Genomic DNA, 516 nt, shown 5'->3' on the forward strand with positions numbered 1-516 from the left:
GTCACCAAGTATTCCACACTAAATAAAAAACAATCTATTAATTATATATTTTATGAAAAAACTAGTGCTAATTACTATAGCTTTTATAGGTTTTACGGCGTTATCCAATGCGCAAAAAATATCAGAAAATGCCATCGGATTAAGGTTTGGAGGTGGCAGTGCTTTTGGCACCGAGATAAGCTACCAACGTGCTTTGAGTGAAAACAACCGCGCCTGGAGGCCGATTTGGGATGGCAAAACCATAAAAACTTTAGTGGTGTAAAATTAGCAGGCATATACCAATGGGTCTGGAATATAGAAGGGGACTTTAATTGGTATGCTGGTTTGGGCGGTGGCTTTGGCTCATTTAAATGGAAGGCTAACGACTATAAAGAAACTGAGACCTTTGTTTTTGCTGCCGGTGATATAGGGATTGAGTATGATTTTGACATTCCGTTGTTGTTATCACTTGATTTTAGGCCTGAATTTGGGTTTGGAACAGACCACACAGATAAATTTGGTTACGGCGTGGCTTTG

At 39.3% G+C, this 516-nt stretch carries 1 protein-coding gene; it reads left to right on the plus strand.

The window, feature by feature from the left end; genetic code table 11:
• Positions 1–225: 225 nt before the first annotated feature.
• Positions 226–516, plus strand: a 291-nt coding sequence (locus MKP05_RS21645) for a hypothetical protein (protein ID WP_240570184.1), incomplete at its 3' end; no start/stop codon positions are given.

The organism is Halomonas flagellata, assembly GCF_022487945.1.
In the GTDB taxonomy this organism is placed as follows: domain Bacteria; phylum Pseudomonadota; class Gammaproteobacteria; order Pseudomonadales; family Halomonadaceae; genus Halomonas; species Halomonas flagellata.